We start from the raw sequence: 14,228 nt of genomic DNA, 5'->3' as shown, positions 1-14,228 counted from the left end.
AAGAAAAAACGAAGTGCGAAATTAAGTTGACAAGAAATTTTTAGTCCCTATAATGCGCACCTCTTCGCTGCTGAGGCAGCGACTACGAAGCGAAAGCGGAGTGGTTAAGTTCCTTAAAAGATAGAAGAAACAACTGATGAGTGTAGGTGCTTGGGTTGAGGAGTATCGATGGCTTAGGTCATGGATGCATACTATATAAATACTGAAGTACCTCGCTTATATATGAAAAGACGCAAGTCGATTTATTTTGAGTGAGACCGATTGGCGAAAGCCGATCAAAAGTTGGATTGAACTGAAGAGTTTGATCCTGGCTCAGATTGAACGCTGGCGGCATGCTTTACACATGCAAGTCGAACGGATTAGAGAGCTTGCTCTCTAGTTAGTGGCGAACGGGTGAGTAATATATCGGAACGTACCCGGCAATGGGGGATAACGTAGCGAAAGTTACGCTAATACCGCATATGCCCTGAGGGGGAAAGCAGGGGACCAGCAATGGCCTTGCGTTGTCGGAGCGGCCGATATCGGATTAGCTAGTTGGTGAGGTAAAGGCTCACCAAGGCGACGATCCGTAGCGGGTCTGAGAGGATGATCCGCCACACTGGGACTGAGACACGGCCCAGACTCCTACGGGAGGCAGCAGTGGGGAATTTTGGACAATGGGGGAAACCCTGATCCAGCCATGCCGCGTGAGTGAAGAAGGCCTTCGGGTTGTAAAGCTCTTTCAGGTGGAAAGAAAAGGTTGCGGATAATACCTGCAGCTGATGACGGTACCATCAGAAGAAGCACCGGCTAACTACGTGCCAGCAGCCGCGGTAATACGTAGGGTGCGAGCGTTAATCGGAATTACTGGGCGTAAAGCGTGCGCAGGCGGTTTTGTAAGACAGACGTGAAAGCCCCGGGCTTAACCTGGGAACGGCGTTTGTGACTGCAAGACTAGAGTATGGCAGAGGGGGGTAGAATTCCACGTGTAGCAGTGAAATGCGTAGAGATGTGGAGGAATACCGATGGCGAAGGCAGCCCCCTGGGTCAATACTGACGCTCATGCACGAAAGCGTGGGGAGCAAACAGGATTAGATACCCTGGTAGTCCACGCCCTAAACGATGTCAACTAGGTGTTGGGGGAGGAGACTTCCTTAGTACCGCAGCTAACGCGTGAAGTTGACCGCCTGGGGAGTACGGTCGCAAGATTAAAACTCAAAGGAATTGACGGGGACCCGCACAAGCGGTGGATTATGTGGATTAATTCGATGCAACGCGAAAAACCTTACCTACCCTTGACATGCCGAGAATCCTGAAGAGATTTGGGAGTGCCCGAAAGGGAACTTGGACACAGGTGCTGCATGGCTGTCGTCAGCTCGTGTCGTGAGATGTTGGGTTAAGTCCCGCAACGAGCGCAACCCTTGTCATTAATTGCCATCATTTAGTTGGGCACTTTAATGAGACTGCCGGTGATAAACCGGAGGAAGGTGGGGATGACGTCAAGTCCTCATGGCCCTTATGGGTAGGGCTTCACACGTAATACAATGGTCGGTACAGAGGGTTGCCAAGCCGCGAGGTGGAGCCAATCCCAGAAAGCCGATCGTAGTCCGGATTGGAGTCTGCAACTCGACTCCATGAAGTCGGAATCGCTAGTAATCGCGGATCAGCATGTCGCGGTGAATACGTTCCCGGGTCTTGTACACACCGCCCGTCACACCATGGGAGTGGAATCTGGCAGAAGTAGGTAGCCTAACCGCAAGGGGGGCGCTTACCACGCTGGGTTTCATGACTGGGGTGAAGTCGTAACAAGGTAGCCGTATCGGAAGGTGCGGCTGGATCACCTCCTTTCTAGAGTATCTTGATCCGAGTGCCTACACTCATCGGTTGTTTAAGAAGTTGTTAGTTATGAGTCGTTAGCCGTTAGTTAAAACAGTGAATGCTTTAACTGACAGCGAAGGCGAGTGGCGAACGACTGCGTTTGGGTCTGTAGCTCAGCTGGTTAGAGCACCGTGTTGATAACGCGGGGGTCGTTGGTTCGAGTCCAACTAGACCCACCAAGTAAAAGGGGGTTTAGCTCAGCTGGGAGAGCACCTGCTTTGCAAGCAGGGGGTCGTCGGTTCGATCCCGTCAACCTCCACCATTACCTGGTACGAGTCACAAGACATAAATGATTATCGAAATGATGATTTATGTCTTGAGTCTTATGACGCAAGTAGTTCTTTAAAAATCTGGAAGAAGTAAAGAAAGTGATTCTCACTGACGTGGGTACAGGTAACTGTGCGCATGTGAGTGGAAAAACTAAATGGGTTTTGATTGTATCAAGCCGTATTGATGCTAGTCGTATCGATGCGGTCACAAACGCGAGACAAACAACACTTGTAACGTTGACCTCTTAGGAGGGCTTAACGTTATAGGGTCAAGCGAATAAGTGCATATGATGGATGCCTTGGCGATTACAGGCGATGAAAGACGTGTAAGCCTGCGAAAAGCTGCGGGGAGCTGGCAATAAAGCTTTGATCCGCAGATCTCTGAATGGGGAAACCCGGCCCTTTGGGTCATTCCCTGCTGAATACATAGGCAGGGTAAAGCGAACTCAGCGAACTGAAACATCTAAGTAGCTGAAGGAAAAGAAATCAACCGAGATTCCGCAAGTAGTGGCGAGCGAACGCGGAGCAGCCTGCAAACTTTAGCTTCACAGTTAGTAGAACAGCTTGGAAAAGCTGGCCATAGTGGGTGATAGCCCCGTATACGAAAACTCAGGAGTGGAAATAGGTTTGGAACAAGTAGGGCGGGACACGAGAAATCCTGTCTGAACATGGGGGGACCATCCTCCAAGGCTAAATACTCGTAATCGACCGATAGTGAACCAGTACCGTGAGGGAAAGGCGAAAAGAACCCCGGAAGGGGAGTGAAATAGAACCTGAAATCGTATGCATACAAACAGTGGGAGCGGACTTGTTCCGTGACTGCGTACCTTTTGTATAATGGGTCAGCGACTTACATTCAGTAGCGAGCTTAACCGAATAGGGGAGGCGTAGGGAAACCGAGTCTGATAAGGGCGATAGTTGCTGGGTGTAGACCCGAAACCAAGTGATCTATCCATGGCCAGGATGAAGGTTGGGTAAAACCAACTGGAGGTCCGAACCCACTAACGTTGAAAAGTTAGGGGATGAGCTGTGGATAGGGGTGAAAGGCTAAACAAACTTGGAAATAGCTGGTTCTCTCCGAAAACTATTTAGGTAGTGCCTCATGTATCACTCTCGGGGGTAGAGCACTGTTATGGCTAGGGGTCTATTGCTGATTACCAAACCATTGCAAACTCCGAATACCGAGAAGTGCGAGCATGGGAGACAGACATCGGGTGCTAACGTCCGGTGTCAAAAGGGAAACAACCCAGACCGCCGATTAAGGTCCCCAAGACATAGTTAAGTGGAAAACGAAGTGGGAAGGCTAAAACAGTCAGGATGTTGGCTTAGAAGCAGCCATCATTTAAAGAAAGCGTAATAGCTCACTGATCGAGTCGTCCTGCGCGGAAGATGTAACGGGGCTCAAACTATGCACCGAAATCGCGGATATGTGTTTACACATATGGTAGGAGAGCGTTCTGTAGGCCTGCGAAGGTGTTCTGTGAAGAATGCTGGAGGTATCAGAAGTGCGAATGCTGACATGAGTAGCGATAAAGGGAGTGAAAGGCTCCCTCGCCGAAAACCCAAGGTTTCCTGTTCAACGTTCATCGGAGCAGGGTGAGTCGGCCCCTAAGGCGAGGCTGAAAAGCGTAGTCGATGGGAAACAGGTTAATATTCCTGTACCTCAATGTAATGCGATGTGGGGACGGAGAAGGTTAAGCAAGCTGTCTGTTGGAATAGGCAGTTTAAGCGTGTAGGGAGATCTCTTAGGCAAATCCGGGAGGTCAATTCTGAGGCGTAATGACGAGTGCCCTTGAGGCGCGAAGTTGCTGATACCAAGCTTCCAAGAAAAGCCACTAAGCTTCAGTTATATTGAGACCGTACCGCAAACCGACACAGGTGGGTAGGATGAGAATTCTAAGGCGCTTGAGAGAACTCGGGTGAAGGAACTCGGCAAATTAGCACCGTAACTTCGGGATAAGGTGCGCCCCGGTAGATTGTAGAGACTTGCTCTCGAAGGTCGATGGGGTTGCAGTGAAATGGTGGCTGCGACTGTTTAATAAAAACACAGCACTCTGCAAACACGAAAGTGGACGTATAGAGTGTGACGCCTGCCCGGTGCTGGAAGGTTAAGTGATGGGGTGCAAGCTCTTGATCGAAGCCCCAGTAAACGGCGGCCGTAACTATAACGGTCCTAAGGTAGCGAAATTCCTTGTCGGGTAAGTTCCGACCTGCACGAATGGCGTAACGATGGCCACACTGTCTCCACCCGGGACTCAGCGAAGTTGAAATGTTTGTGAAGATGCAATCTCCCCGCGGCTAGACGGAAAGACCCCATGAACCTTTACTGTAGCTTTGCATTGGACTTTGAACAGATCTGTGTAGGATAGGTGGGAGGCATTGAAGTAGGGACGCCAGTCCTTATGGAGCCATCCTTGAAATACCACCCTGATGTGTTTGAGGTTCTAACCTAGGTCCGTAATCCGGATCGGGGACCGTGCATGGTAGGCAGTTTGACTGGGGCGGTCTCCTCCCAAATTGTAACGGAGGAGTACGAAGGTTCTCTAGGTACGGTCGGACATCGTACTGATAGTGCAATGGCAAAAGAGAGCTTAACTGCGAGACTGACAAGTCGAGCAGGTGCGAAAGCAGGTCATAGTGATCCGGTGGTTCTGTATGGAAGGGCCATCGCTCAACGGATAAAAGGTACTCTGGGGATAACAGGCTGATTCCTCCCAAGAGTTCATATCGACGGGGGAGTTTGGCACCTCGATGTCGGCTCATCACATCCTGGGGCTGTAGCCGGTCCCAAGGGTATGGCTGTTCGCCATTTAAAGTGGTACGTGAGCTGGGTTTAAAACGTCGTGAGACAGTTTGGTCCCTATCTGCCGTGGGCGTTGGAAGTTTGAGGGGACCTGCTCCTAGTACGAGAGGACCGGAGTGGACGAATCTCTGGTGTACCGGTTGTCATGCCAATGGCATTGCCGGGTAGCTAAATTCGGAAGAGATAACCGCTGAAAGCATCTAAGCGGGAAACTCGCCTCAAGATGAGACTTCCCTGGGCACTAGATGCCCCTAAAGAGTCGTTCGAGACCAGGACGTTGATAGGTCAGGTGTGGAAGCGCAGTAATGCGTTAAGCTAACTGATACTAATTGCTCGTGAGGCTTGATCCTATAACATTAAGCAGTTGCAAGTGTTGCTCGCAACAATCGAAACCTTCTTTACTTCGACCAGAACAATGGCCGACTGGCCTCTCCCACGAGACTCCAGTCAGCCGACAGTTATGTCTGACGACCATAGCAAGTTGGTCCCACTCCTTCCCATACCGAACAGGACAGTGAAACGACTTCGCGCCAATGATAGTGTGGATTACCCATGTGAAAGTAGGTCATCGTCAGACTCCTTATAAGCTAAAGCCCAGAGTTATCTGGGCTTTTTGCTTTGGTACAGCTCAACTCCTCCCGCAATCCCGGTGAGGGATTTTTGCTTAACGGGCCAACCATGATCCGGCAAGTAAAAAGCCCAGAAAACTCTGGGCTTTTTACGTTTTCAATACGTGGTTAGCTGTTTGGGAGGCGATCGGTCAGCCTTGCCAGCAGTTTGCCTAGCGCCACGGCCCGGTGGCTGACCTTGGCTTTTTCCTCATGGGGCAACTCTGCCGCTGTTTTTCCGTAGTCTGCTAGCCAGAAGTAGGGGTCGTAGCCGAAGCCGTCATCGCCGCGTGCTTCGTGGGCGATTTCGCCGTGCCATTCGCCTTCGGCGATCAGCGGTTGCGGGTCATCCGCATGTCGTACCAACACCAACACGCAGTAATAATGGGCTTGGCGGGCGCTGATGCCCTGCATCTCATGCAGCAGTTTTTCGGTGTTGCGCTGGTCGGACTTGGGGCTGTCGCCTGCGTAGCGCGCCGAAATTACGCCGGGTGCGCCGCCCAGTGCATCCACGCAGATGCCGGAATCGTCTGCCAGTGCGGGCAGCCCGCTCGCGCGACTGACGTGGCGCGCCTTGGCCAGCGCATTTTCGACGAAGGTGCAGTGCGGCTCGTCTGCTTCGCTGATGCCAAGCTGGGCTTGGGTTAGCACTTCTATACCCAGCGGTGCCAGCATGCGCTCGAACTCGCGCAGTTTGCCAGGATTGTTGGAGGCGATGACCAATTTGTCCATGCTAGCCACCCAGCGCATCGCCCTGGATTTCGACGAGCTGGACGATACCCGCCTGCGCCAGATCCAGCAGAGCATCCATCTCGGCACGCGAATATGGGGCCCCTTCCGCTGTCCCTTGCACTTCGACGAAGCCGCCCGTCCCGGTCATCACCACGTTCATGTCGGTGTCGCAGTCAGAGTCTTCGAGGTAGTCGAGGTCGAGCACCGGCACACCTTGGTAGATGCCGACCGAGATTGCGGCGACGAAGTCCTTGAGGGGGCTGGCAGTGAGTTTCTGGTCGCGGATCAGCTTGGTTATCGCATCGTGCAGTGCCACATACGCGCCGGTGATGCTGGCGGTGCGGGTGCCGCCGTCGGCCTGGATCACGTCGCAATCGACCTGTATGGTGCGCTCGCCCAGTTTTTGCAGATCGACCACGGCGCGCAGGCTACGGCCGATCAGCCGTTGAATTTCTTGCGTGCGTCCTGACTGCTTGCCCTTGGCGGCTTCGCGTTGCATGCGGCTGCCGGTGGAGCGCGGCAGCATGCCATATTCCGCCGTCACCCAGCCCTCCCCGCTGCCCTTCTTGTGCGGCGGCACGCGCTCTTCGACGCTGGCGGTGCAGATCACTTTGGTGTCGCCGAACTCGATCAAGACCGAGCCTTCGGCGTGCTTGGTGTAATGGCGGGTGATGCGCACTCGGCGCAATTCGTTGGCTAGGCGTTGACTTGGGCGCATGATCGGCTCCGGATATGGGATGGCGGATTATACCGAGTATAATCGCCGCCTTGATTTTTGCAGGGGACGTAATGATCTACAGCATGACAGGCTATGCCGCCGTGGCCGCCGAGTTACCGTCGGGGGCGCTGACGCTGGAGTTGCGCTCCGTCAACCATCGCTATCTGGATTTTCAGGTGCGCATGCCGGAAGACTTGCGCTCACTGGAACCCGCTCTGCGCGAAGCTGTTTCGGCACAGATGCAGCGCGGCAAGATCGAGTGCCGTATCAACTATGCCGCGCGTGGCGTGTCGGCAACGACTACCAAGCTCAATAACGAACTGCTGAATCAGCTTGCCGACTGGAGTCGGCAGGTCCAGACCGTGATGCACGATGCGCGCGGGATGAGCGTGTCCGAGGTGTTGCGCTGGGAAGGGATGCTGGAAAGCCCGTCGGCTGCGGCTGACGAGTTGCGCAATGCGGTGTTGGCGCTGATGCACGAGGCCGTCAGTGAGTTTTCCGCCGCCCGAGCCCGCGAAGGTGAGAAACTTAAGGAGTTCCTGTTGCAGCGCGTGGCACAGATCGAGGCGATCCGCAGCGCGGTGGTTCCGCGTATCCCGGCGGCGATCTCGGCTTATGAAGCCAGACTGGCCGCCCGGTTGCGCGAGGCCGTGCAAAGCCAGGACAATGACCGGCTACATCAGGAGGTGGTGCTGTTCGCTACACGCATCGATGTGGATGAGGAGTTGTCGCGTCTGGCTTCTCACCTGGCTGAGGTACGGCGCATCGTGGATCAAGGGGGCGTGGTGGGCAAACGCCTCGACTTCCTGATGCAGGAGCTCAATCGCGAAGCCAACACCTTAGGTTCCAAGGCGGTGGATGCCGAGGTTTCGCGCGCCTCGATGGAGATCAAGTTGCTGATCGAGCAGATGCGCGAGCAGATCCAGAACTTGGAATAGCAGGGGTTGCATTGTATAGTCGCCGCAGTGCAGGGTTTCGCGCGCAGGCGGCGCGCACAACGTAAGGTTTAGGGAATGATGGAAATGTCCAAAGTCATGTATGTCGCACTGCTGAGTGCTTTGCTGCTCTTTCTGGTCTTCAAGATCAGGCGAAGGATAGTTTATGTGAAAGCCAAGGCGCACTCCGGAGGGGAGTCCCAGGCTGTATCCAGAGCATTCTCGTTCGACATATTCGGGGGGCTGGGCGCGATCGTTCCCTTGGCCATCTTTGCCACAGTGTCAGCCGTGTTCCTGGTTATCCTGCCTTGTTTCTTCTCGGCAGGCTTGGATTACACCAGTGCTTCGTTTTATGGCGATTACTTCGGCGAGCAGATGGGAATGCTGTGCGCCGCACTGGGCGTGCTGGATGCAGCTATCTTTACTCTTTTCTTCTGGCCGAACTTCTTCGGGGTGTTGATCTTCGGTTTGATCGGCCTGCTGGTCGCCGCATTGTATTCATTGGTGGCGGGTTTCGATCCATCCCAGATGGTGGCTTCCTCCAGCCATTTTGTGCAGAACCAGCTGACCCAATTCATCGGCTTTCTGCGGCACAGATAGTCGGGCGGCCGCCGCTCGGAAATATTCATCGACTTGGCTGCCAAGTGAATGACGGTCGCCTGAACGAATTTCGTATCATCCAGGGTGTCACATATGTCAGGAAATCTTTTTGTTATCAGCGCCCCTTCGGGGGCGGGCAAGACCAGCTTGGTGCAGCGGCTGCTGGCGATCAACTCGGGCATCCATCTTTCGATTTCGTACACCACACGGGCACCGCGCCCAGGCGAAGTCGATGGCCGCGAGTATCACTTTGTCAGCCGCGAGGCTTTCATGCAGATGGCTGAGCGCGGCGACTTTCTGGAAAGCGCCGAAGTGTACGGCAACCTTTACGGCACCTCGCAGTCGTGGATCAATGCCCAGCTGCATAGCGGGACAGACATTCTGCTGGAGATCGACTGGCAAGGTGCGGCGCAGGTGCGCAAGCTGTTCCGCGGCGTGCTCACCATCTTCATCCTGCCTCCCTCGATCCAGGCGCTGCACAGTCGCTTGAGTGGGCGCGGCCAGGACAGCGCGGAAGTGATCGCCAAGCGGATGGCGGCGGCACGCGATGACATCTCGCATGTCTCTGAATTCGATTATGTTATTATCAACGACACGCTGGAAGTAGCCTTGCAGCAGTTGAATGCGGTGGTCGTGGCCGCCCGTCAACAACGCGACGGACAACTTGTCCGCCATCAGCACCTCATCAATCAATTGCAATCCTTGGAGTAGAGAATGGCACGTATCACCGTTGAAGACTGTCTGAAGAAGGTCCCTAACCGTTTCGAACTGACGCTGGCTGCGGCCTATCGCGCCCGTCAGCTGGCCAATGGTGCGAGCTATCTGGTCGAAGAGAATAAGGACAAGCCCACCGTCGCCGCTCTGCGCGAGATCAGCGAAGGCAAGGTCGGCCTGGAGATTCTGAATCGCGGTCAGGCTTGATGGCCCACGGTGGTCGCGTGCGGCCACCTTCCCCGTTTTTCGTAGCGAGCCCCTCCCCGCATGACTGATGCCGAACTGTTGATCGCAGAAGTCTCGGCTTACCTGAAGCCCAAGGATGTCGAACACATCCGCGAGGCCTTGGCGTATGGCGAGGCGGCGCATCTGGGGCAATTTCGCAAATCCGGCGAACCCTACATCAGCCACCCGATCGCGGTGGCCCGCATCCTCACGCCCCTGCATCTGGATACACAGGCGATCATCGCTGCGCTGCTGCATGATGTGATCGAGGATACCGACATCACCATGGAGCAGCTCGCCGCCAAGTTCGGCAAGCCGGTGGCGCAACTGGTCGATGGACTGTCCAAGCTCGACCGGATCGAATTCGAGACGCGTGAGGATGCCGAGGCGGAGAACTTCCGCAAGATGCTGCTGGCGATGGCGCGCGATGTGCGGGTGATCCTCATCAAACTCGCTGACCGGCTGCACAACATGCGGACGCTGGCATCGATGACTACGGAAAAAGCCGCACGCATCGCCCGCGAAACGATGGATGTTTATGCGCCCATCGCAAACCGGCTGGGTTTGAATGCCATCTTCCAGGAGCTGGAAGATCTCAGCTTCCGTTATCTGCACCCGAATCGCTATGCGGTACTGAGCAAGGCGCTGAAGGTGGCTCGCGGTAACCGCCGCGAGGTGGTCAGCAAGATACTGGAGGCCATCCGTCAGCGTCTGGGCGACCAGCACATCAAGGCGGACGTGCAGGGGCGGGAGAAACACCTGTACAGCATCTACCGCAAGATGCAGCTCAAGTCGCTGGCCTTCTCGCAGGTGCTCGACATCTACGGTTTCCGAATCCTGGTGGACGACGCGGCCTCCTGTTATGTCGCACTGGGTGCCTTGCACGGTTTGTACAAGCCCATCCCCGGCAAGTTCAAGGATTACATCGCCATCCCCAAGGCCAACGGCTACCAGTCGTTGCACACCACGCTGTTCGGCCCCTTTGGCACCCCGATCGAGGTGCAGATACGCACGCAGGAGATGCACAAGATCGCCGATGCGGGCGTGGCCTCGCACTGGCTGTACAAGACACCGGACGCACCGTTCAACGACCTGCACAAGAAGACGCATCAATGGCTGCAGAGCCTGCTGGAAAGCTTGTCTCAAAGCGGCGACTCGGTCGAGTTTCTGGAACACCTCAAGGTCGATCTGTTCCCGGACGAAGTCTATGTGTTCACGCCCAAGGGCAAGATCATGGCCTTGCCGCGCGGTGCCACCACCGTCGATTTCGCCTACAACGTGCATACCGACATCGGCAACCGATGCGTGGCTGCGCAAGTCAACTTCGAGTTGGTGCCCTTGCGTACCGAACTGAACAATGGCGACCGGGTCGAGATCATCACCGCCCCGCATGCCAAGCCCAACCCGGCATGGCTTTCCTATGTCGTTACCAGCAAAGCGCGCAGCGAGATCCGGCATTTCCTGCGCACCGTGCATTTCAACGAAGCGATCACCTTGGGTGAGCGGCTACTGAATCAGGCGTTGTCGTCGCTGGGACTCAAGGGGCGCGCTGCTGACGAAGCGAGTTGGAGCCGACTGCTGAAGGATATCGGAGCCAAGTCGCGTGACGAAGTGCTGGCCGACATAGGCCTGGGGCGGCGGCTGAACATGGTCGTGGCGCGCCAGCTGATGCGCGTCGGTGAAGAGGGTGGCTATGAAGCCACGTCCAGCGGCGTGGTCACCATCCAGGGCACCGAAGGCATGGCGGTACAATTCGCCAAATGTTGTCGCCCGATTCCCGGTGACCCCATCATTGGTGTCATCAAGAGTGGGCAGGGGCTGGTCGTGCATACCCACGATTGTCCAACCTTGCGCAAAGGCCGCAGCGGCGTGGATAAATGGCTGGATGTCGCCTGGGATCGCCACATCAACCGTCCGTTCGAGGTGAGCGTCAAACTGTTGGTGGCGAACCAGCGCGGCGTACTGGCCAAGGTCGCGGCAGCCATCGCCGAAGCCGAATCCAACATCGAGAACGTCAACTTCACCAACGAGGGCGACTACACCTGCCTGCATTTCACCCTGCAAGTCAGCAACCGCTTGCACCTGGCTAACGTCATGCGCGGCCTGCGCAAGATCCCCGAAGTGGTGCGCATCGCGCGAGTGAAGAACCTGCCGACGTAACCCGTGCCGGGGGCTGGCATGCGCAGGGCTTCGGCCCGAATGGCGATTGGTGTATCATCGCCGCCCTTGAACGAGTCTGCTTCCAATCTCAAGCCAATGAATTTTCCGCAACAATTCGATGTGATCGTGGTCGGTGGCGGCCATGCCGGGACGGAGGCCGCGCTGGCATCTGCCCGTATGGGGCGCGCCACGCTGCTGCTCACCCACAGCATCGAGACGCTGGGAGTGATGTCGTGCAATCCGTCCATCGGCGGTATCGGCAAGGGACATCTGGTCAAGGAGGTGGACGCGCTGGGCGGAGCGATGGCGGCGGCCACCGACGAGGGCGGCATCCAGTTCCGCATCCTGAATGGCTCCAAGGGGCCGGCGGTGCGTGCCACCCGTGCCCAGGCCGACCGCGCGCTGTACCGGCAGGCGATCCGCACCCGGCTGGAGAATCAGCCCAATCTGTGGCTGTTCCAGCAGGCGGTGGACGATCTGCTGGTCGAAAACGATGCCGTGCGTGGCGTGGTCACCCAGCTTGGCCTGCGGTTCACCGCCAAGACGGTAGTGCTTACTACCGGCACCTTCCTTTCAGGACTTATTCACGTCGGTCAGTCGCACTATCAGGCTGGGCGTATGGGCGATGTGCCGTCGGTCAGTCTGGCGCACCGGCTGCGCGAGTTGAAGCTGCCGCAAGGGAGGCTCAAGACTGGCACGCCGCCGCGCATCGACGCGCGCAGCATCGATTTTTCGGTGATGACCGAGCAGCCGGGCGACACGCCGGTGCCGGTGTTCTCCTTCCTGGGCAACGCCGCCCAGCATCCGCAGCAACTGCCGTGCTGGATCACAGACACCAACGAACGCACCCACGACATCATTCGCGGCGGGCTGGATCGTTCGCCGCTGTTCACCGGGGTGATCGAGGGCATAGGCCCGCGCTACTGCCCGTCCATCGAGGACAAGATCACCCGCTTTGCCGACAAGACCTCGCACCAGATTTTCCTGGAGCCGGAAGGCTTGAGCACCCACGAGGTCTATCCCAACGGCATCTCCACCAGCCTGCCATTCGACGTGCAACTGGCGCTGGTGCATTCCATCAAGGGGCTGGAGCACGCGCACCTGACGCGGCCGGGCTACGCCATCGAGTACGACTACTACGATCCGCGCGGGCTGAAATCCACGCTGGAGAGCAAGGCCATCGCCGGACTGTTCTTCGCCGGGCAGGTCAACGGTACCACCGGCTACGAAGAGGCGGCGGCGCAGGGCTTGCTGGCGGGCATCAACGCTGCCTTGCAAGCGCGGGATGAGGCGGGCTGGTGCCCGCGCCGCGACGAAGCCTACCTCGGCGTGATGGTGGACGACCTCATCACGCGCGGTGTGACCGAGCCTTACCGCATGTTCACCAGCCGTGCCGAATACCGGCTGCAACTGCGCGAAGACAATGCCGACCTGCGTCTGACCGAGATCGGTCGCCGCCTCGGCGTGGTGGACGATGTGCGCTGGGCGGCATTCGAGGCCAAGCGCGAGGCTATCGCCCGCGAGCAGGAGCGGCTGAAATCCACCTGGATGAACCCGAAAGTGCTGGAGGCGGCCGAGGCCGAGCGCGTGTTGGGCAAGGCCATCGAGCGCGAGTACAACTTGTACGAACTGCTGCGCCGCCCCGACGTGACCTACCAGACTTTGTTGACCCTGCCCGGCGCTGGCGAGCCGGTGGCCGACGCGCGCGTGGCGGAGCAGGTCGAGATCCAGGCCAAATATCAGGGCTACATCGACCGCCAGCGCGATGAGATCGCTCGCCAGCAGGGGCAGGAGGAAACCATGCTGCCTGCCGATCTGGACTACCGCACCGTGCGCGGCCTCTCCATCGAGGTGCAGCAGAAGCTCAACCAGCATCGGCCCGAAACCGTCGGCCAGGCCTCGCGCATCTCCGGCATCACCCCGGCGGCGATCTCGCTGTTGCTGGTGCACCTGAAGCGCGGTTTCCGCGCCAAGGGAGTGCAGGCATGAGCCGGGCAGACGAACTCGCGCGCGGCATCGCGCTGCTTGGGCTGGAACTTGCGCCCGAAGTGCAGCAGCAACTGCTGACCTATCTCGCCCTGCTGCAAAAATGGAACAAGGTCTACAACCTGACCGCCATCCGCGATCCGCAGCAAATGGTCAGCCATCACCTGCTGGACAGCCTCGCCGTGTTGCCGCATCTGTGGCCGGGACGCTGGCTGGATGTGGGTTGCGGCGCGGGTCTGCCGGGGCTGGTGCTGGCGGCGGCGCGGCCGGAGTGGTCGTTCGCCATGTTGGACAGCAACAGCAAAAAGACCAGCTTCGTGCAGCAGGCGGCGATCGAGATGGGCTTGCGTAACGTGAGCGTACACTGCGCGCGGGTGGAAGATTTCTCGCCAGCGCAGCCGTTCGATGGCATCATCTCGCGGGCCTTTGCCGAGGCTGCCGACTTCGTCGCGCTGACTCGCCCTTTGTTGGCACCGGGCGCACGTTGGGCGGCGATGAAAGGTGCGCCGGAACAGGAACTGAAGCGCTTGCCGTCCGATGTGGTCGTGCAGGAAAACATCCCATTGCAGGTGCCGGGGCTGGATGCCGCGCGCAGCCTGGTGATTTTGAGAGCAGAGTGAG

9 protein-coding genes, 2 tRNA genes and 3 rRNA genes are annotated in these 14,228 nt (G+C 57.1%); 12 read left to right on the top strand and 2 right to left on the bottom strand.

From position 1 onward, the window contains the following. The first annotated feature begins 289 nt into the window (after positions 1–289). The 5 genes from DM08_RS08550 (at position 290) to rrf (ending at position 5,506) form a co-directional block, all read left to right on the top strand. Positions 290–1,827: ribosomal RNA gene (locus DM08_RS08550) — 16S ribosomal RNA — on the top strand. 132 nt (positions 1,828–1,959) lie between these two features. After that, positions 1,960–2,036, top strand: a tRNA-Ile gene (locus tag DM08_RS08545). 7 nt (positions 2,037–2,043) lie between these two features. Next, positions 2,044–2,119, top strand: a tRNA-Ala gene (locus tag DM08_RS08540). Positions 2,120–2,393: 274 nt separating this feature from the next. Then, positions 2,394–5,279, top strand: a 23S ribosomal RNA gene (locus DM08_RS08535). Between the two features lie 113 nt (positions 5,280–5,392). After that, positions 5,393–5,506 (top strand): 5S ribosomal RNA (rrf, locus tag DM08_RS08530). The 16S, 23S and 5S rRNA genes sit together here with 2 tRNA genes alongside, the layout of an rRNA operon. Positions 5,507–5,666: 160 nt before the next feature. Here the strand turns inward: rrf and rdgB are convergent. Both rdgB and rph read right to left on the bottom strand, forming a co-directional pair. Beyond that, entirely contained in the window at positions 5,667–6,269 is a 603-nt protein-coding gene (gene rdgB / locus DM08_RS08525; RefSeq protein ID WP_035384249.1) for an RdgB/HAM1 family non-canonical purine NTP pyrophosphatase, read from the bottom strand. Position 6,270: 1 nt separating this feature from the next. Further along, positions 6,271–6,987, bottom strand: coding sequence for a ribonuclease PH (gene rph, locus DM08_RS08520; protein WP_035384238.1), 717 nt, complete (start codon positions 6,985–6,987; stop codon positions 6,271–6,273). Positions 6,988–7,058: 71 nt separating this feature from the next. On the opposite strand from rph, the gene DM08_RS08515 reads away from it, so the two are divergent. The 7 genes from DM08_RS08515 (at position 7,059) to rsmG (ending at position 14,227) form a co-directional block, all read left to right on the top strand. Then, positions 7,059–7,925, top strand: coding sequence for a YicC/YloC family endoribonuclease (locus tag DM08_RS08515; RefSeq protein WP_035384237.1), 867 nt, complete (start codon positions 7,059–7,061; stop codon positions 7,923–7,925). Between the two features lie 84 nt (positions 7,926–8,009). Beyond that, a complete protein-coding gene (locus tag DM08_RS08510) occupies positions 8,010–8,522 on the top strand; it encodes a hypothetical protein (RefSeq protein WP_035384236.1) in 513 nt (170 codons plus the stop codon). Positions 8,523–8,615: 93 nt separating this feature from the next. Continuing rightward, positions 8,616–9,233, top strand: coding sequence for a guanylate kinase (gene gmk / locus DM08_RS08505; RefSeq protein WP_035384235.1), 618 nt, complete (start codon positions 8,616–8,618; stop codon positions 9,231–9,233). A gap of 3 nt (positions 9,234–9,236) precedes the next feature. After that, entirely contained in the window at positions 9,237–9,443 is a 207-nt protein-coding gene (gene rpoZ / locus DM08_RS08500; protein ID WP_035384234.1) for a DNA-directed RNA polymerase subunit omega, read from the top strand. 60 nt (positions 9,444–9,503) lie between these two features. Beyond that, the gene (locus tag DM08_RS08495) at positions 9,504–11,621 is read left to right on the top strand and encodes a RelA/SpoT family protein (RefSeq protein ID WP_035384233.1); all 2,118 of its coding nucleotides are present in this window, start codon (positions 9,504–9,506) and stop codon (positions 11,619–11,621) included. 96 nt (positions 11,622–11,717) lie between these two features. Further along, on the top strand, positions 11,718–13,610 hold the full coding sequence (gene mnmG, locus DM08_RS08490) for a tRNA uridine-5-carboxymethylaminomethyl(34) synthesis enzyme MnmG (RefSeq protein ID WP_035384232.1): 1,893 nt from the start codon (positions 11,718–11,720) through the stop codon (positions 13,608–13,610). Then, complete coding sequence (gene rsmG, locus DM08_RS08485) at positions 13,607–14,227, top strand: 16S rRNA (guanine(527)-N(7))-methyltransferase RsmG (RefSeq protein ID WP_035384231.1); 621 nt, start codon at positions 13,607–13,609, stop codon at positions 14,225–14,227. Before mnmG ends, rsmG begins: the two co-directional genes overlap by 4 nt. Position 14,228 lies beyond the last annotated feature (1 nt).

Origin of the sequence: Ferriphaselus sp. R-1, assembly GCF_000746095.1 — a bacterium.
Classification (GTDB): Bacteria; Pseudomonadota; Gammaproteobacteria; order Burkholderiales; family Gallionellaceae; genus Ferriphaselus.
Note: the sequence above shows the minus strand (reverse complement) of the source record. Positions and strands in the feature narration are given on the sequence as shown.

What these genes read in the sequence shown, in the direction of transcription:
- rdgB (WP_035384249.1), bottom strand. Translation starts at nt 6,269, where the DNA reads ATGGACAAATTGGTCATCGCCTCCAACAATCCTGGCAAACTGCGCGAG.
- rph (WP_035384238.1), bottom strand. Translation starts at nt 6,987, where the DNA reads ATGCGCCCAAGTCAACGCCTAGCCAACGAATTGCGCCGAGTGCGCATC.
- DM08_RS08515 (WP_035384237.1), top strand. Translation starts at nt 7,059, where the DNA reads ATGATCTACAGCATGACAGGCTATGCCGCCGTGGCCGCCGAGTTACCG.
- DM08_RS08510 (WP_035384236.1), top strand. Translation starts at nt 8,010, where the DNA reads ATGTCCAAAGTCATGTATGTCGCACTGCTGAGTGCTTTGCTGCTCTTT.
- gmk (WP_035384235.1), top strand. Translation starts at nt 8,616, where the DNA reads ATGTCAGGAAATCTTTTTGTTATCAGCGCCCCTTCGGGGGCGGGCAAG.
- rpoZ (WP_035384234.1), top strand. Translation starts at nt 9,237, where the DNA reads ATGGCACGTATCACCGTTGAAGACTGTCTGAAGAAGGTCCCTAACCGT.
- DM08_RS08495 (WP_035384233.1), top strand. Translation starts at nt 9,504, where the DNA reads ATGACTGATGCCGAACTGTTGATCGCAGAAGTCTCGGCTTACCTGAAG.
- mnmG (WP_035384232.1), top strand. Translation starts at nt 11,718, where the DNA reads ATGAATTTTCCGCAACAATTCGATGTGATCGTGGTCGGTGGCGGCCAT.
- rsmG (WP_035384231.1), top strand. Translation starts at nt 13,607, where the DNA reads ATGAGCCGGGCAGACGAACTCGCGCGCGGCATCGCGCTGCTTGGGCTG.